Genomic DNA, 18,430 nt, shown 5'->3' with positions numbered 1-18,430 from the left:
ACCATGGCCGAATCGATCGCGATCGAGAAGCCCAAGCACATGGGGTTGCCCATTGGCAACGGCAAGCTCGCGATGTGGCTCTTTCTGGGCACCGAGGTGATGTTCTTCGCCGGCCTTCTGGGGGCGTACATCGTCATCCGGTTGGCGTCGGGGTCCGCGTGGCCTCACCACAATCAGGTCTTGCTCGAGCCCTTGGGCGCGATCAACACGTTCATCCTGTTGTGGTCCAGTGCCCACGTCGTCTTCGCCCATAACGCGATCGCCAATGGGAAGATCGCCACGGCGCTGCGGAACATGTGGATCACGTTCGGGCTCGGGTTCGTCTTCCTCGGCATCAAAATGTTCGAGTACTACCAGAAGTACGATCACGGCTTTCTGCCCTGGAACGCTTGGGAACACGAAGGCTCGATTCCCGGCATCGGGATGTGGTCGGCGACCTACTTCTCGCTTACCGGATTCCACGCTCTTCACGTGATCGCGGGACTGGTCCTGTTCGCGGCGCTGATCTGGACCGGGATGAGGGGCAATCTTTCGATCAAGCATGCCGATCACGTCGAGATTGCCGGTCTTTATTGGCACTTCGTCGACTTGGTCTGGATCTTTCTCTTCCCGATGCTTTATCTGGTATAACGGACGCGGTGGAGTCCCGAGTCAACGAACTCGGTCGAACGCCGGCTCGACGGAGCTGGGTTGAACGCCCCGAGTGAACGGTTGCTGGGATGCGGAGACGAAACGATGAGTGATGAGCAAACGGTTGCCGAGGTCGCGGAAGCCCACCACGCGGGCGCCGGGGAGCACTTCAGTGTCTGGGAGGTCTTCGGCTACCTCTGCATTCTAACGCTGGCCAGCTTCGTGACCCTCTTCATGGAGGGATCGTGGGGCCCGGTGACGAACATGCTCTTTGTCTTGCTCGTGGCCGTGTGCAAAGCCGCTCTGGTGCTCGGGTTCTTCATGCACCTACGCTACGAGGGGATGTGGCGTTGGTTCGTGACGCTTCCGGCATCGGCGCTCGCGATCATTCTCGTCTTCGCGTTGCTGCCCGATATCGCCTACCAGATCAACACGCAAATCGCATGGCCCTACAGCCTCATGACCGTGGTGAAGTAGATTTGTCGCACTCGTCGGCGCAGGAGGCGCAGACCCCGGTCCGCACCCCCTCGTCCGGTGCCGGTGATGCGGCTGTCCTCGTCCAAGGGCTTTGTCATCGCTACGACGAGCGGCTAGCCCTCGACCATCTCGATCTCGACGTCCGACGAGGCGAGTCCTTCGCCCTACTCGGTCCCAACGGCGGTGGCAAGACCACGCTATTTCGCATCCTCACGACGTACTTTCCCGTCCAACAGGGCCGCGTCCGCGTTCTCGCGTACGATTTGCCCAACGATCGCGATCGACTGCGCCATGAGATCGGAGTCGTCTTTCAGCATCCTAGCCTCGATGGCAAACTGACCGTCGAGGAGAACCTCGCGTACCATGGCCGACTCCACGGTCTCGATCGCAAGACGATCCGTCGACGCTCCGAGGAGATGCTCGATCGGCTCGGACTGCTCGATCGCCGGCGAGAGCGAGTGGAGAAGCTCTCCGGCGGTTTGGCACGTCGTGTCGAACTGGCCAAGGGGATGCTTCACGAACCGAAGCTCCTCATCCTCGACGAGCCGAGTACCGGACTCGATCCGGGAGCGCGGCGCGATCTGTGGGTCTACCTGACCTATCTTCGAAACGAAGGCGTGACGCTGCTGACGACGACCCATCTCCTCGACGAAGCCGAGCGTTGCGATCGGGTGGGGATCATCCACCAGGGACGTTTGATCGCGAAGGGGAGCCCCAACGAGCTACGCTCGGAAATTGGCGGAGACGTGGTGACGCTCCGCGGCGCCGATCCCGCGGGGCTCGCGGCAAAACTCCATCGCGAACTGAAAGTCGACGCGAGCGTGGTCAACGACACCGTTCGGATTGAGAGCGATTCGGGCTTCGCGCTGCTCGGACAGATCGGGCAATGCGCCGCGAGCGAAATCGAATCGATGGCGGTGTCCAAGCCGACGCTCGAGGACGTTTTCATTCATCGGACCGGCCATCGTTTTTGGGGGGAGCCAGATGAGTAGCGTCTTCCCCGGAGCGAAGGATTTGTCGGGCCTCGTCTTCGGATTTGGGGCGGCTTGGGCGTTGGCCCAGCGGGAGTTGGTTCGCTTTTTCCGCCAACGCGGTCGCGTGATGGGAGCGGTGGGCCAGCCGTTGATCTTTTGGATCTTGTTCGGGGCAGGCTTTCAGTCCTCCTTTCGGCCGCCAAGCGCGGGTGAGGGCGCGGTTTCCTTCGGCCAGTATTTCTATCCGGGCATCATCACGCTTGTCGTCCTCTTCACGGCGATTTTCGCCACTATCTCGGTCATTCAGGACCGAAGAGAGGGTTTCATGCAGGGAGTGCTGATCGCTCCGGTTCCGCGCTCGATGATCGCGTTGGGCAATGTGCTTGGCGGCACGCTGATCGCACTCTTTCAGGCGTGGATCTTTCTCCTCTTGGCTCCGCTGACGGGCATCTCGCTCTCGCTGGTGATGATCGTCGCGGCGTCCCTCTACATCGTCGTGCTGGGCATCGCGCTGACGAGCTTGGGGCTCTGTCTGGCTTGGCGGAGCGACTCGGTGCAGGGCTTTCACGCGATGATGACGCTCCTGCTTTTCCCGCTTTGGCTGCTCTCGGGAGCCTTCTTCCCGGCCGAGGGGGCGCCCCTCTGGCTCGCTTGGGTGATTCGATTGAACCCCGTCAGCTACGGGGTCGCGGGACTGCGGCGCATCCTGGACTGGGGCCGCCCCGCGTCGGACACGTTGGCCACTCTGCCGTCGCTGGGCCTATGTGTCCTGGTGAGCGTTTGCTTCGCCGCGATCATGTTTTGGCTGGCGACGTGGACCGTCAGTCGCGTCGCGTCCAAGGGGGCCTGATGGCCGTCTGACGCCGCCGAAGCGCTTCTCGCCGCCTCTTGTTGACCGGGATCTTGTCATGTCGTCACGTACGTTCGCCATCATCCGCTACGCTCTGTTCGCGATGGTGGCGGGTGGCTTGATCGTGCTGATCGTCAACGCTCCCAAACCGTCGTCGTTGCCGGCGGCGGCGAATCTTCCCAAGGAGTTCGGAACGGTTCCGCCCTTCGCGCTGACCGAACGCGACGGGAGGACGATCACGGAGAAGGACCTGGCCGGACGTGTCGCGGTGGTGGGATTCATCTTCACCCGCTGCCATGAGAGTTGTCCCATGGTGACCGGCGTCATGGCCCAGCTTCGGCAGGAGTTGCCGAGCGACGTCCAGTTCATCTCGATTTCGGTCGATCCACGCTACGACAAACCGGAGGTCCTTCGGCAGTACGCGAGCAACTTCAAGGCGGACCCCGAGCGTTGGTGGTTCTTGACCGGCGAGCGCGATCCGGTTTACTCCCTCATCCGAGACGGATTCAAGGTGGGCGTGGCGGAGAATCCCGATCCGAAACGTTTGCCCGGCGAACTGGTCAGTCACACAACCCGCTTGGCGGTCGTCGACGGGCAAGGGCACCTACGAGGCTATTTTGATACGCGCGATCCCGCCGCGATCGACCTTCTCAAACGCAAGGTTGGCGCGTTGCGGGACGAGGAGAATCCATGATCGAGTCATTGCCCGCCGTCAACGCGACGCTTAACGCCATCGCGGCCGTCTTGCTGGCTGTCGGGTGGGTGTTGATCAAGCAGAAGCGGATCATCGCCCATCGCAACTGCATGATCGCGGCGCTCGTCGTTTCGGCGTTGTTCCTGTCGTGCTACCTCGTGTACCACGTCAATCATTTGTCGACGTCCTTCCCGGGGACCGGGGTTTGGCGGACGATCTACTTCGCTGTTCTGGTGCCCCATATCATCCTCGCGATCGTCATGCTCCCGATGATTTTCCTGACGTTTCTCTGGGCGTTCCGTGGGCAAATTGACCGACATCGTGGGCTGGCTCGGTGGACCCTTCCGATCTGGCTGTACGTTTCGGTGACCGGTGTTGTCGTCTATGTGATGCTCTACCGGATCCCCTGGAGCTAGGACCCCGAGCGAGTGGTGGTTGGCGTCTTAAGTTGCTTTCTGGTAATAGGATGAGTTGTTTGGTTCCTTGTGGGGAATGTGAGGAAACCACGAACGTCCTTGGCGGGCAACCTTGTCGCTTGAAGGTGGAATGGTTAGAACTCCGGCGATTGGATTGGCTTTTCGGGAACTCACCCGGCCGCCGCCGATCCATCGAACGTTTGCCGATGTCCACCAGCCCGCGAGGTGCCCATGTCGCCTGATCGTAAAGTCCTCGGAATTCTCGTCGGAGGCGGTCCCGCCCCAGGCATCAATGGGGTGATCGCGGCCGCGACCATCGAAGCCCGCAACAACGGCCTCGAGGTCATGGGGATTCTCGAGGGTTACGAACACTTGATGGCGGGACGTACGGACCGCGTTCGTCGTCTGACCATCGACGACGTCTCTCGCATCCATTTTCAGGGAGGATCGATCCTCCGCACGAGCCGGGCGAACCCCACGAAGAACCCCGAAACGATGGGAAGCGTCCTGAAGGCCCTCGAGGAGCTGAACGTCAGCTACCTGCTCACCATCGGTGGTGATGACACCGCGTACTCCGCGAGTAAGGTTTGCGAGGCTGCTCAGGGCAAGATCGCCATGGCCCACGTTCCCAAGACGATCGACAATGACTTGCCGCTGCCGCCGTCGATTCCGACCTTTGGCTTCGAAACCGCTCGCCATCTCGGCGCGGAAGTGGTTAGGAACCTGACCGTCGACGCGAAGACCGCTTGCCGCTGGTACGTGGTGGTCGCGATGGGGCGGACCGCCGGACACCTGGCCCTCGGGATCGGAAAGGCCGCCGCCGCGCCGCTCACCGTCATTCCCGAAGAGTTTGGCGATCGGGACGTGACCCTCGGTGAGGTCTGCGACATCATCGAAGGCTCCATGATCAAGCGACTGCATTTGGGCCGCGACCACGGCGTGGCGGTCCTCGCGGAAGGCCTCGTCGAGAGAATGTCTCCCGAGCACCGCGACGAGGTCTTCGATGCCGATGACGTCGAACGCGATGCCCACGGTCATATCAAGCTCGCCGACATCGACTTCGGCGCCGCGGTTCGCGACGAGATCCGCCGCCGATTCAGGGCTCGCGGCGGAAGCGTGACGATCGTTTCCAAGAATCTCGGCTATGAGCTACGCTGTGCCGATCCGATTCCGTTCGACCGGGAATACACCCGCGACTTGGGCTACGGTGCGGTCCGCTTTCTACTCGACGGCGGGTCGGGGGCCTTGGTCACCTTCCAGGGTGGACTCATGGTCCCGATCAAGTTCGAGGATCTCGCCGATCCGGAAACCGGCCGTCCTCGCCCGCGATTGGTCGACGTCAACGGCGAATCCTACCACGTCGCCCGCAAGTACATGATCCGGCTTGAGAAGAGCGACCTGACCGTTCCGGGTCGAATTGATGCCTTTGCCCAGATCGCCAAAACGACTCCCGAAGAGTTCGTCGAGCGGTACAAGAGATTGATGAGCTAGGTTCCGGCTGTCGGCGTCGACCACGCGACTCGGCCGAAAGTCGGTGGAGCAATTCGAGCTGTAAAGCCTCTTCTAGCCGTTGGTTAGGGGAGGCTTGTTCATGCGCCGAGCGTCGATCGTAGCGAATACCCGGCTTGGTCGGACCGCTCGCGCCATCCCCGGCACCCCGACCGCGTCCTTCGGGTTGTCCCATGGGGTATACTCTCTAAGAGGAACGCGCCGTCGGTATGCGCCATTGGCGCGACGAGCCGACCGTCAGGAAATGGCCAAAGGATCGCGATGGCACGGGAAGTCGCCAAACTCGAGGATGTCCACAAGGTCTACGACCTAGGTGACGTGAAGGTCTCCGCCCTCCGCGGAATCGATCTGACGTTCTGCGCTGGTGACTATGTCGCCATCATGGGAGCGTCCGGCTCGGGCAAGTCGACCATGCTCAACTTGCTCGGCTGTCTCGATCGCCCCACGTCGGGACGTTACTTGCTCGACGGGCAGGACGTCGCTCAACTGGACGATAACGAGCTTTCCGAGATTCGTAGCCGTGCCATCGGCTTCATTTTCCAGTCGTACAACCTGATTCCTCAATTGACGGTCGTCGAGAACATCGAGGTTCCTCTCTACTATCAGGGCCGTGTCGGCGCCGAGACACGCGAGCACGTGGTCGAGTTGATTGAGATGGTGGGACTAGGGCATCGCCTGGATCACCGTCCGTTTCAACTCTCCGGTGGTCAGCAACAGCGCGTCGGGATCGCCCGAGCGCTCGCATGCGACCCGGCCTTCATTCTTGCCGACGAACCGACGGGAAACCTCGATAGTGCGACCAGCGAAGAAATTATGGAACTGCTCGCCCGGCTCAATCAAATGGGCAAGACGATCGTGCTCGTCACTCACGAAGACGAAGTGGCGTTTCGCGCCAAACGAATCGTTCGCATGCGCGATGGCCAAGTGATGGATGATGTGATGGTCCCCGAGCCCGAGACGAAGTCGGCGTTCGACGGCTAGTCATTTGCGAGCCTTGGAGTGTTCGGGTGCCACTGACTGCTCGACAGCCGGTGAGAAACAATGGAGGCAGTGGACAGCATGAGACACATCATGACGCGAGCCAACGAATTCGGTTACCGCGGAATCTTGGCAGCCTGCATGTCCCTCCTCTTGTTGCCCTCGTTGGCGATGGCTCAGCAGGAAGACCTCTACTCCCAGGAGGGTGGCAACAACGCCTATTCCAAGGGGGCGCGCCGAGCCAATCCCTACGCCCACCGCACTCGGGGCAGCAACCCCTACAACCTGCGGGCCGCCGACCGGAACTTTGTCGACAAGGATCAAATCGAAACCTTCGTCAAGCAGATCGCCGGCTTCGGTGACAAGACGATCGCCGAGAGCGAACTCGAACTGATCGTCGAGGAGTTTCAGAACACCTACGGCGTCACCGTTCCCAATCGCGATGTCTTGGTGACGTCGAAGCTTAGTGGCAAGTCGCTGGTCAACGCGCTGACCAAGGCGGTCAACGACACCGTTGGTGGGGAACCGCTTCAGTCGGAGTTCAGGGTTCGCGACTTCGGCAACAAGGCCTTCGACGCCAGCAAGTACATCGACGTCGCCGAACGCGACAAGTTCAGCTTCGAGCCAGGGCCGAACAACGGCCGCGACTTCTTTATCATTCGCAACACCAAGACGGGGATGATCGAGACGACGGTGAAGACCGATTCCCTTCGTCAACTTCTGCCGGGACTACAGCGCGGCGTTCCCCAATACGGGCCCGGTCGTCCCGCTCAGTTGGCGACCGGCGGGGTCCAATTGCCCGGCAACCGGCGGGGGGCCAATCCGTGGCAACTCGACAAGTATCACTCCAGCGGAGCTCTCAAGAACTACGGCACGTCGAAGAATGGTACCAATCGTTACTCGCGGTCGTACGCGGGAAGCCAGGGAGGAAACCCCTACTCGGGAACGGCCGGCTCCACCTACGGCAAGTCGCGCGCGAAGTACGACTCCTTCGCGAACCCAAACGCCGGCCCGCGCACCGGCGCCTATCTGGGGACGGGGCACTTGGCTCCCAAGGGCAAGGGCCTCACTCTCGATGAAGTCCTGCGTGACATCGAGGAGCAGGAGTCCGAGTTCTACTCCAACGGCAGCCCACGCGTCGACGACAAGGGACGCGAAGTCTATCCGAACGGCTCTCCCAAGTTCTCCACGACCGGCGTTCCGCTCTACTCCAACGGACGACCGCGGGTCGATGCCGTCGGCAACCGTCTCCATTCGAACGGCCGCCGGATGTTCGCCGACTCGGGGCAACCTCTCTACGCCAATGGGAGCGCTCGCGCCGCCAACTCGGGAGCGGCCCTCTTTCGCGATGGCCGAAAGAAGCTCTCCGGAGGGGGAGTCGCGCCGGTGGGAACGGACGTCGACGCCAACGCGTCGCTGCCGGTCAACGCCGATGGTGAGCTTGTCGTCGGTTCGGGAACGAAGAACTTCTCCGGTGCCAGAGCCCTTTACGACAATGGGCAGGCTCGCATCGATCAAGAGGGCGCCAAGCTTCACCCCAATGCCACCAAGCGATACTCGGGCGATGGGATCGGCAACACCAAGAACGCGGCGGGCTTCGTCGAACGCCTCTACAAGAATGGAGAATCAGAGTACACCCGTTCGGGCAAGCGGCTCTTCTCCGACGGGGGGCGTCGCTCCGATGACCAGGACCAATTCCTCTACCGCAACGGGCAGCGGATGGTCAATCAACTCGGGGGCAAGGCCCTTTCGCCGACTGGTGATGCGATCGCGGCCACCTATGGCAATCAGGGCCGTCCCCAAGGTTTCTATCGTCTCTACGATGTCGTGACCGCGACCATCGTTCGCGCTGAGGATGCCAACACGCTCGTCGTCAAGCCGCGCGGGTCGACCTCGGAAGTGACGTGGGATGTCGGCAACGCGAGTGTCATCCGGGAAGCCGGATCGAAGCGTATCCTGGGGAGCATTGACCAACTCCGTCCGCGATACACCATCACCGCGGTGGTCCAAGCCAACGTCCAGTTCGTCGATGGCGACGAAGTCGATCGAAACAACCTTCGCGCCTTGTCGATCTTCTCCAACAACTCGCGAGTCGGTCTGAAGGAAGTCCCCGACGGTCCGCATCTCTTCACGTGGGTCGAGGAGGGACGACTCTCCAATCTCACCCGTCAGGTGCTCTCGCTCGGGGAGGACCAGACCTTCTCCCTCCAGGGAGCGGTGGTCCAGCATCGTCGTCGTGGTGGGATGTGGCCCTCGTCGGCCGGAACGCTGCGGGGAAACCGCAACCTCGAGGTGATTGTTCAGCAGCGGCGGTTCTACAAGGACGGCAAAGTCGTTCGCGAAGAGCCCGCCAAGGCGATCGCGGTCATCTACTGAGAGCGGACGCGCCTCCGTCGCTCTCGATCCACCCGATCCGTTTAGCCATCCGCCGCGGGTTTGCCTTCGAGGATCTCAAACCTACCCGCGGAGATGATCCGCTCCAGCGCCAACCCCGCCTTCTCGAAGAGTTGCCGATACTCCTGTTCGGTACGTTCTTGCCCGTTGACGTAGACCAGCATATCGACATCGAGCCATTTGACCGGGTGCGGCGTGTTGCCATCGGGCACGACTTGCTCGACGACGAGAACCTTTCCCTCGGGGGCGACGGCCTCTCGGCAATTTCGAAGGATCTGGATGCTCGGCTCATCTGTCCAATCGTGAATGATCTGCCGCATGATCATCGCGTCGGGCGAACCGGGAATGGGGTCGAAGAAACTACCCGGCTGGTAGGCAACGCGTTGCCCGACCGGCGATGCGGTTAGCGTCGGACGCGCTCGCTCAACGACATGCGGAAGGTCGAACAAGATCCCTTGTAGATGCGGATGGGTTTCAAGGATGACCTTCAGCATCGTTCCGTTGCCACCACCAACATCCATGAGCGACGTCGTCGCCGAAAAGTCGTAGGCCGACGCGATCGCCGGCGACTCTTGGCCGTGAACGGCGGTCATCGCTTGGTCGAAAATGTCCGCTTCCTCGGGATGCTCCGCGAGGTAGTCGAAGAGCCCCTTGCCGTGGATCTCGTTGAAGGCGGTTTTGCCGGTCTTGATCGAGTCCAAGAGGTGGACCCACGTCGGATACTCGAGACGCCGGACCATCATGCCGAGCGCCCGCACCGATTGCGGGTGATCGCTGCGAAGGACTTCGGAATCATCCGTGTTGCGAAACGCACCCGACTCGGTCTCCTCGAAGAAGCCGTCGCTGGCCAGTGCCCGGAGGAGTCGGTAGAGAGCCCCCGCGTCGCACGCGCACTTCTCGGCGAGTAGGGAGACCGTCGCGGGGCCGTCGGCGAGGTGGTCGGCGATTCCGAGTTCGGCGGCGACCATCAATCCTTGCGCCTTCCAGAACCCATGACTGATCATGGTGTGTGCTCGATGTGCCGTCGACATACAGCGTTCCCCACTTGCGAACTGGTGCGACCGATCGGAAATGACACGAGCGACAAACCCCGCGATCACCCTCTCAGGTTAATCAAATGGATCGCCGCTCGCCCTAGATTGGTACGTTTCTCCCATCGGGCATGTTGGGTTGTCGCTCGCGAACGCATAGCCTAGTCTTTGCCGCGGGCTTCTTTCTGGAGGATGCGACGATCCACCATGGCCCTTGCCAAATTGAGAACCTTCACACTCGTCGGGATCGAAGCCCTCCCGGTCGAGGCCGAGATCGATGTGGCTTCCACGGGACTGCCGGCGACGATCCTTGTCGGGCTCGCCGAGGCGTCGGTCCGCGAGAGTATTCATCGCATCGAGCGGGCGACGCTCAACAGTGGCTACCGCAAGCCGAAGAACCGCGTCGTGATCAACCTCGCGCCGGCCGATCTTCGCAAGGACGCCGCCGCGCTCGATCTGCCGATCGCTCTGGGTCTCCTGGCCGCGACGGGGCAGGTGACGCCTGACGTCTTTGCCGACACGGCGGTCGCTGGCGAGTTGGCCCTCGACGGCGCGACCCGGCCGATCAAGGGAGCGCTGAGCATCGCGATGGCGGCCCGTCGCCAGGGATGTCGCCGCTTGCTGCTTCCCTCGGCCAACGGCCATGAGGCCGCGGTTGTCGAGGGGATCGACGTCTATCCGGTCGGTAGTTTGTCCGAGGCCGTCAATCTGCTCGCGGGGGAACTCGACTTCGAGCCGGCGGTCGTCGATGTCGAGAGGTTCTTTCGCGAACAGAGCCAGCACTCGATCGACTTCTCGGACGTCAAAGGGCAGGAGGCTGGCAAACGCGCCCTGCTCATCGCCGCCGCGGGAAAGCACAACTGCCTGCTCATCGGTCCACCGGGCACGGGCAAGACGATGCTCGCGAAGCGACTTCCCACGATCCTGCCGCCGTTGACGTTGACCGAGAGTCTGGAAACGACTCGGATCTACAGCGCGGTTGGAGCGACCGCCGACCAACCGCTGCGGACGACGCGTCCCTTTCGCGAACCGCATCATACCTCCAGTGAAGCCGGCATGATCGGTGGTGGGAGCAACCCGACGCCGGGAGAGATCAGTCTCGCCCACCACGGCGTCCTCTTCCTGGACGAGTTTCCCGAGTTCTCGCGGCGAACGCTCGAGGTCTTGCGTCAGCCGCTCGAGGCTGGGTCGGTGACAATCACCCGGGCCACCGCGAAGGTCGAGTTTCCGGCCGACTTTCTCCTCGTCGCCGCGATGAACCCCTGTCCCTGCGGCTACATGACGGACCCGAAGCGGGAGTGCCGTTGCACGCCCATTGCGGTGGACCGTTACCTCGGCAAGATCAGCGGACCGCTCCTGGACCGGATCGACATTCATCTCGAGATTCCGGTCATCGAACTCGAGGAACTGCGTGGCGACGGCAGCGGAACGCCCAGCACGCCGCTGCGCGAACAGGCTCTTCAGGCCCGCGAACGCCAACACGAGCGGTTCGACGGGGATCCGCTGATGCTCAACGGCCGCATGTCGGGAAAGCAAATTCGGAGCTTCTGTTCCCTCGACGCGACGGGCGAGAAGTTATTGCGACGCGCCGTCGAGGAACTGGGGCTTTCGATTCGAGCCCACGACCGCGTCTTACGTGTCGCGCGGACGATCGCCGATCTGGAAGGAAGCAACGCGATCGCCGAGTACCACTTGGCCGAGGCGATCCAACTCCGCCGACTCGATCGCCGGTTGTGGGCGTAGGGATGGGAGAGTTACCAGCCATCGTCAAGCGACGGGGCGGATCCTGAGGCCGCCTTACTCACGACGGGAAGTTTCCTCGGCCTCGAGAACTTCTCAGCATGCCACGCGACCGTGGGCATGGCACCCCGCGCGAGGCTACGTCAACGTCGTGAGCCGGGACCGCGTTCACATGAGTTGGGAATTGCGAAGAGGCAACTTCTCACTCCTCGGTCGTGCGCAGGAGGAAGTCGAACCACTGGCCGTACCGTTTGCCGTCGAGTGTGATGTCGAAGGGAACGATCTGGAGACCGGGAGCGGCTTGGTCGCGATCGACCGTAAGCTCGATGTCGTAGGTCCGACGACGCTCGGGGCCGACCAATCCGTCAAGGATCGCGGGCTTGGCGGTGATCCCCTTGGGGAGTTGTAGCTCCACCCGGTGTCGCTGAGGCATCGAGCGAAAGTTGCGGACCGTGATCTGGACGGTCTGAGTCTCCTCGTTGGCGAGGTCGACCCGATAGGGATACGCCGAGACCCAATAGGGATCGTAGAGGTACTCATAGTCCTCCTCGGGTAGAAGTTCCTTATAGATCTCGACGATTTCCTTCGACCAGTCATGATAGCGCTCGAGGAACTTCGCCGGATCGGGCATCGCATAGGAGTGACTTCCCATCACGATGTCGGGCTCGAGTTCCTTGAGGTAGCGGCTGCCGTAGATGTAGCCTTCCTCGAAGATCGAGCTGTTGCGGGCGACGATGCACTCGTGCCCGTTCTGCTTGGGGTCGGCGGGGCTGCCAAAGAGATTGTCGCCGGTGAACGCGATGCGCTTGCCGTCGATGTCGAGCCAGAGGCAACAGCCGAACTCGGTTTGGCCGGGCATCCAATCGACATGGATCGTGTAGCCCTCCCACTCGATCGTCTCGCCGTCCTTGAATCCCTTGTCGATCTTCATGCCGTCAAATCCGTTGCCGTACGCGGAGACGAGGGCGGCGTAGTCGTAACGTCGCGGGTGCTCGCACTTGTCGACGATCGTGTCGAGCGTCCACGCTTGCGAATTGAACATCCGCTTGAGCGCGGGCCCGAGGAGGAAGTGGTCGCCGTGCATGTGGGAGATCCAGAAGGCGTCGACGTGTTTGAGGCCCATGTGGGCACGCATGCCGACGATGATCTCCTCGAGCTTCGATTCCGGAATGAGACCGCAGTCGAGGACCAAGGCATGGCCGCTGTCGGCGACGATGATGGCGAAGTTGCGGCTCTTCGTCAGGTGGCTGAGTTTGTAGAGGTGCGGCGTGACCTGATTGATCATCGGCACTTTGGTTGGTTTGGAGATCGGGTCACGCTCTTGCTCGGTCGCGTCGAAGACCGGGTAACCTCGGAGGTAGCTCTTGCGAAAGGTCCAAAGCTTGTCGTGGTAGGCTTTCAGTTCCTGCTTCGATTCGACAATCGGGGGACCGTGCGAAGGTAGGAGCAGATCGGGCTCCCTCTTCGACACGAGCGTGACCGATTCGATCAGTTTGTTGATGCCGTCCGCGAAGCCGTAGTCCCATTCGGTGTCGAACCAAGTGACCATGCGGGAACCCTGGTGAATTAGATCTCCGGAGAAGGCCGCGAGCTTGTCACCCTGGCGAAGCAGGTAGGTCATCGAGCCCGGCGAATGGCCTGGCGTGGAGAGGCAGTCGATCTGGTAGCCGCGCCACGTGAAGGTCTCGTCCTCCTTCAACACGCGATCGAGCGAGATCGGTTCGCGGTGGGGGCGGACATAGCTGGCGCCGTAGACGGAGAACTTGTCGTTGAGCGTCGGGTACCACTTTCGAAACGACGTCGGGTTCTCGAAGATCTCTTGTTCCAGGAAGGGGGCGGCGATCTTCGTCTCCGAGCGATCGACCGCGCCGATTCCCTGGCACTGTTCCCGGTGGTGATGCGTGAATAGGATCCACTCGACTCTCTTGACACCAATCTCGGAGAGATGCTCGAGGACGCTACCGTCGCCCAAGTCGACAAGCAGCGCCGCATTGCCGTCGCGGAGGACGTAGGTGTTGCAGGTGTCGGTCCAGACGAAGAGGTTCGGAAAGGCCTTCGCGTCGGGTTGGCGAAAAGTCACTTGCGCCGACTCCGCAAGGGAACTGGCCGAGAGGAGTGAGGAAAGAACGAACGCTAACGTCGTGAGCCGGAGCATGGGATCGCCTCGAATGGGGTCGGCATGGTGTACGGAAGGTGGGACCATCTCTTGCGGTTGCGGGAACTTCCCTCGAATGATGGTCGTACCGGCTCAGGGGTGCAAGTCGAAACGTGGGTCGACACAGGCAGATCTTCGGACCTTTCCCCAAATGACGCCGTCATCGCGTGATCTTGCCGTTGTTGCGATCGGCTTCATTCTGGTAGCATCGAAATTTGGGAAGCTCCAGGGGAAGAGTCTTCCCAGGGGCAAACGCCCGAGCCCGCAACTGGCTCGCTGACGAGATGTCGACGCGCGAGTGGCTTGGACGATGGGGCCAGGGCGACGAACACCCCGCTTTCCGGACTGGGCACGCGAACGGCTCCATGGCCCGCCTCGATTTCGATCGAAGAACCATGCCTCGCGATGCCTCGTTTCTCACTTGAATGACGCACCAACCTTCGAGAGAACTTTCGCATGTCTCCTCTACTTCGCCAACCGTCCAGTCGACGACTTCGCCCTTTCCAGTTTGAGACACTCGAGGATCGGATCGTTCCTTTCACCTACCCGAACGTCGGAGCCTTCCCGATCCCGCAGAACACGCAATCCTCGTGGGGAAGTGTTCCGTTCACTTACGACACCTTCTACCAGGGCTTTGATACCCAGGGGAATCGAACCCTCAACGCGGACGGGACACTGATCGACAATCCGGTGATTTCGACCGGATCGCAGAAAACCTCTGGTGACGTCACCTACGATCTCTACACGCTCACGTCGAACCCAACGATCGATTTCGGTAGCACGACCTACACCGTCTACAGTGCGGTGCCCGAGAACATGTCGATCGACTACGCGTACCAAAACACCAGCGAGTACTATCCCGCGACGATCAACACCGCCCAGTACGACTTTCCCGCGACACCGCCCGCGACGATCAACGGCGGTAACGCCTCGTCCCTCGGAACGGCGGCGGCCCCTAGTCCCTACACCAACGAGCAAGTCGTCCTCTCGACCAATCCGAACAACGGCAGCGACGGCCGACTCGCGTACTACATCCCGAACCTTCCCGACGCGTCGGGAGCGCATGGCGGGTTAACCAGCAACGTCTACTGGAACCTCGATCAATACCCCGACACCCAGTTCGCACTGCCCGAACCGCCGATCAGTCTGCCGGCACGCCATCTGGAACCGTACGGCTGGGCGTCGGATCCCCGATTCGCGAACCAGTCGATCATCTACCAGAACCTCAACGAGACCGGCGGCCAAGTGAGCAACACGACCACGTTGGTTCAAGAGGGCGATCCGGTCAATTACTGGTACAACCTCCTCACTGGGCAGCACGGATTCAACCAGAACGATCCGCCCGCGGATCCGACCAATCCCACGAACCCGGGACTGCACCACTACCTCTTCAACGAGATTCCGGATTCGTACCCGTTTCCCTCGCCGACATGGTTGGAGAATGGCATCTACATGCCGTTCAATCCGAAGCCCGGATTTCAGAGCAACCTCGTGCGCTACTACACGGCTTGGGGCGCTTGGAACCTTCTCAACAATACGTCCGGACTCTATGTCCGTTCCGATGGTTCGGTGGAGATTCCCTACAACACGACCGCGGATGCCGCCTATCCGCTCGTGACCCAGACGTGGGACGGTAGTCAACGCTTCACGGTGCTCAATCTCACGGGCGAAGTGATCCCGTCGGTGGCGACCAACTTTCCCTTCGGGGAGGCATACTACGCACAGAACGCCTACCTTCCCGGAGAAGCGGGTGTTTGGCAGTCGTTCGACAACTACACGGTCTGGGACAACTCCTATGCCCAGAACCTGCGTCCAAGGCCGAACGATGGCTGGTTGGGACTTCTCGGTGACACGACCGCTACCGCGATGGTCTGGAGCGACGCCAACAACGGGCAAGGACCGTTGGGCCTCCAGGGAAGCACCGAGCCGGGCGGTCAGGCCAACAAGCCCTACATGTTCAACGCGGCGACCTTCAATGATACCGACACGGGCAACCTGACCTATCGGGCGGAACTGAAGTCGGCCAACAGCTTTCCCATCGCCGAGCAGAGTTCCGACATCGTCGACGTGCTCTACAACGCGTCGCTCTACGTCGACGAGGGAACGGGCAACGGCTACGAGTGGGCCGCGACCCTTTCCTATGATTGGCAGCCGTGGACCATCACCAATCAGAATGGCAGTCCGGTCTGGTCGTCGCTCGGCAACGGTTTCGGGTCGGCAATTCCCAGTATCAAGGTCGCCGACAAGTTCCAGACGTTCGTGACGTCCAACGTGGGCAGCAACTGGAACGCCGATGCCCGCACCCTCGGGATTGCCGGACGGCCCTATCAGCAGGGTGACGCCAATGCCCTCGGCAGTGCCCCGATTCAGTTCGACGTCGCTCCCTTCTATCAAGCGAGCACCAATCCCAATGCGAAATTCCTCATCGTCCTGCAGCCCCTGACCGCCGACGGCGATCCAGCGATCCCTCGACCGGCCTTCGCCACGGGGACGGACGCCGGCGCCGGCCCACACGTGAACGTCTACGACTCCAACGGCACGTCGATCAGTCAGTTCTACGCGTTCGATCCCAGCTTCCAGGGTGGCGTGCGCGTCGCGGTGGGAGACGTCAACGGCGATGGGGTCGACGATATCATCGCTTCCGCCGGGGCGGGCGCCGGTCCGCACGTTGTCGTTGTCGATGGGACGAAGCTCGACCAGGTCAGTGAGAGCGGCCGGATCGACGAATCCGCCTTGTTGGCCAGTTGGTTTGCGTATGACGAGACCTTCCAAGGAGGCGTCTTCGTCGCGGCGGGAGATGTCGACGGCGACGGGCTCGAGGAAGTCATCACCGGTTCTGGGAACAGCGCCCGTCCGCATGTGCGGGTCTTCGACGCGGAGCAGGGGGCGAGTCAGATCCCCGGCGACGTGGGGAGCTTCTTCGCGTACGACGCGAGTTTTCTCGGTGGCGTGCGCGTCGCGGCCGGCGACCTCGATGGCGATGGTACCGAAGAGATCATCACCGCGCCAGGCGAAGGAGCTGCCCCCCATGTGCGGGCTTTCGAGCGGGATCTCAGCCTGGCGGCCAATTTCTTCGCCTACGACGAGAGCTTTCGCGGCGGCGTCTTTGTCTCCGCGGGGGACGTCAACGGGGATGGACGCGCCGACATCGTCACCGGGCCGGGAACCTTGGCCGCCCCTCATCTGCGTGCGTTCGATGGGAGCAACGTTGAGAACCAACTCGCGTCGTTCTTGGCTTTCGATGACGGCGGGATCGGCGGCGCTCGCGTCGCCCTCTTCGATTTCACCGGCGACGGCCGGCTCGACTACCTCGCGACGCAAGGCCCGGGAGAAGAAGCCCAGGCCGTTCTGGTCGACAGCCTTACGCTGGAGACGGTCGATGACTTCTTCGCCTACGGGTTCTTCGAAGGCGGAACTTTCGTCGGCGCGAACTGACGCCACTCGTGCCGCGGGCCGGCGGGAGTTCTGGTTCATTCAGGCGACTTTAGGTGTTGATTTCTTCGTCGGTCTATCGCATTCTCTGTAATGGGGATAAGGGGGACTGCATATCTGATTGGGGAAGCCGTGAAGAATTCACGTCGAGGTTTCACCCTCGTTGAACTGTTGGTGGTGATCGCGATTATCGGAGTCTTGGTGGCGCTGTTGTTGCCCGCGGTTCAGCAGGCTCGCGAGGCGGCACGAAGGGCGCAGTGCAAGAACAACCTCAACCAGCTCGGACGGGCGCTGCACAACTACCATCAGACCTTCGGTATGTTCCCGATCGGCTATCTCTCCGGCAACGGGTCGACGTCGAATACCTCGCAGTACCTCGGCTGGGGTTGGTCGAGTCTCCTGCTGCCGTACGTCGACAAGCAAGAGATCTACGATCGCTTGAACGTGGGCAATGTCCGCTTCGATCCTTGCTCCAACTCCGATCATCGTCAGTTCGGCAAGACGCAGCTCTCGGTCTTTCGGTGCCCTTCCGACACGGGAGCCAACCTGAATACCCGACTTCCCAACCAGAAGTTCGGAGGCTCTTGCAGCGACCAGGACGTACAAATGGCGACCTCCAATTATATCGGTTGCATCGGAACGAAATGGGTGGGCTACAACAGCAAGCCGGTTCCCAGCGATACGGGTAACGGTATTTTCCGCCGGGTCAGTTCGACACGCATCGCCGATATCTCGGACGGAAGTAGTTTTACCATCGCCCTGGGCGAACGCGAGTCGGGACGCACCGTCAACAATGTCGTTCCCTTCCATCATGGAGCCGTCTGGGTCGGCAAGTCAGCGTTTGACGGTTCACAGAACCCCGACATCGATCGCGCCAACATGTTGATGACGACCGAGCATGCCAACGGCGCGGACTCCCGGCGGATCAACGGCGGCGATCCGTTCGCCTTCAGCAGCTTGCACGAGGGAGGGGCGCAGTTCGTCTTCGCCGACGGTTCGGTCCGCTACCTCAGTGAGAACGTCAACTCGCGACCTCACTCGGCGAGTTCCCCCCCGACCGCGTTCGGTGTCTGGCAGAAGCTGGGCAGCATCAACGACGGTCAGATCGTCGGGGACTTCTAGCAGCCTGTTGATTCAAGTCACTAGCGAA

14 protein-coding genes are annotated in these 18,430 nt (G+C 61.5%); 12 read left to right on the top strand and 2 right to left on the bottom strand.

The annotated features are described in order from the left end of the window. Positions 1-3 precede the first annotated feature (3 nt). The 9 genes from Pan216_RS18865 (at position 4) to Pan216_RS18825 (ending at position 8,904) form a co-directional block, all read left to right on the top strand. Positions 4-630, top strand: a complete 627-nt coding sequence (locus tag Pan216_RS18865; RefSeq protein ID WP_145260301.1) for a cytochrome c oxidase subunit 3 — start codon at positions 4-6, stop codon at positions 628-630. Positions 631-735: 105 nt separating this feature from the next. Next, positions 736-1,107, top strand: coding sequence for a cytochrome C oxidase subunit IV family protein (locus tag Pan216_RS18860; RefSeq protein ID WP_145260299.1), 372 nt, complete (start codon positions 736-738; stop codon positions 1,105-1,107). A 2-nt stretch (positions 1,108-1,109) separates the two neighbouring features. Further along, entirely contained in the window at positions 1,110-2,099 is a 990-nt protein-coding gene (locus Pan216_RS18855; RefSeq protein WP_419192717.1) for an ABC transporter ATP-binding protein, read from the top strand. Further along, a complete protein-coding gene (locus Pan216_RS18850) occupies positions 2,092-2,931 on the top strand; it encodes an ABC transporter permease (RefSeq protein WP_145260295.1) in 840 nt (279 codons plus the stop codon). The genes Pan216_RS18855 and Pan216_RS18850 overlap by 8 nt, the downstream gene beginning before the upstream one ends. Before the next feature lie 58 nt (positions 2,932-2,989). Further along, positions 2,990-3,625 carry an SCO family protein gene (locus Pan216_RS18845; RefSeq protein ID WP_145260293.1) on the top strand — a complete coding sequence of 212 codons (636 nt, stop codon included), beginning with the start codon at positions 2,990-2,992 and terminating at the stop codon, positions 3,623-3,625. Then, positions 3,622-4,041 (top strand): DUF420 domain-containing protein, encoded by a 420-nt coding sequence (locus Pan216_RS18840; protein ID WP_145260291.1) that lies wholly within the window; start codon positions 3,622-3,624, stop codon positions 4,039-4,041. The genes Pan216_RS18845 and Pan216_RS18840 overlap by 4 nt, the downstream gene beginning before the upstream one ends. Before the next feature lie 231 nt (positions 4,042-4,272). Continuing rightward, entirely contained in the window at positions 4,273-5,532 is a 1,260-nt protein-coding gene (gene pfp / locus Pan216_RS18835; protein WP_145260289.1) for a diphosphate--fructose-6-phosphate 1-phosphotransferase, read from the top strand. Positions 5,533-5,811: 279 nt separating this feature from the next. Then, positions 5,812-6,531 carry an ABC transporter ATP-binding protein gene (locus Pan216_RS18830; RefSeq protein ID WP_145260286.1) on the top strand — a complete coding sequence of 240 codons (720 nt, stop codon included), beginning with the start codon at positions 5,812-5,814 and terminating at the stop codon, positions 6,529-6,531. A gap of 78 nt (positions 6,532-6,609) precedes the next feature. Next, positions 6,610-8,904, top strand: a complete 2,295-nt coding sequence (locus Pan216_RS18825; protein ID WP_145260285.1) for a hypothetical protein — start codon at positions 6,610-6,612, stop codon at positions 8,902-8,904. A 41-nt stretch (positions 8,905-8,945) separates the two neighbouring features. On the opposite strand, the gene Pan216_RS18820 is transcribed toward Pan216_RS18825, so the two are convergent. Continuing rightward, a complete protein-coding gene (locus tag Pan216_RS18820; RefSeq protein WP_473092136.1) occupies positions 8,946-9,926 on the bottom strand; it encodes a methyltransferase in 981 nt (326 codons plus the stop codon). A gap of 234 nt (positions 9,927-10,160) precedes the next feature. Between Pan216_RS18820 and Pan216_RS18815 the strand changes: the two genes are divergently transcribed. Further along, positions 10,161-11,696, top strand: a complete 1,536-nt coding sequence (locus Pan216_RS18815) for a YifB family Mg chelatase-like AAA ATPase (protein WP_145260280.1) — start codon at positions 10,161-10,163, stop codon at positions 11,694-11,696. A 199-nt stretch (positions 11,697-11,895) separates the two neighbouring features. Here the strand turns inward: Pan216_RS18815 and Pan216_RS18810 are convergent, their stop codons facing one another. Further along, the gene (locus Pan216_RS18810) at positions 11,896-13,848 is read right to left on the bottom strand and encodes an MBL fold metallo-hydrolase (RefSeq protein WP_419192716.1); all 1,953 of its coding nucleotides are present in this window, start codon (positions 13,846-13,848) and stop codon (positions 11,896-11,898) included. Positions 13,849-14,304: 456 nt separating this feature from the next. On the opposite strand from Pan216_RS18810, the gene Pan216_RS18805 reads away from it, so the two are divergent. Then, positions 14,305-17,283: an FG-GAP repeat domain-containing protein gene (locus Pan216_RS18805; RefSeq protein WP_145260276.1), complete on the top strand. Its 2,979-nt coding sequence runs from the start codon at positions 14,305-14,307 to the stop codon at positions 17,281-17,283. A gap of 129 nt (positions 17,284-17,412) precedes the next feature. Next, positions 17,413-18,402: a DUF1559 family PulG-like putative transporter gene (locus Pan216_RS18800; RefSeq protein ID WP_419192715.1), complete on the top strand. Its 990-nt coding sequence runs from the start codon at positions 17,413-17,415 to the stop codon at positions 18,400-18,402. The last annotated feature ends 28 nt before the right edge of the window (positions 18,403-18,430 follow it).

Origin of the sequence: Kolteria novifilia, from assembly GCA_007748055.1 — a bacterium.
Taxonomy (GTDB): Bacteria; Planctomycetota; Planctomycetia; order Kolteriales; family Kolteriaceae; genus Kolteria; species Kolteria novifilia.
Note: the sequence above shows the minus strand (reverse complement) of the source record. Positions and strands in the feature narration are given on the sequence as shown.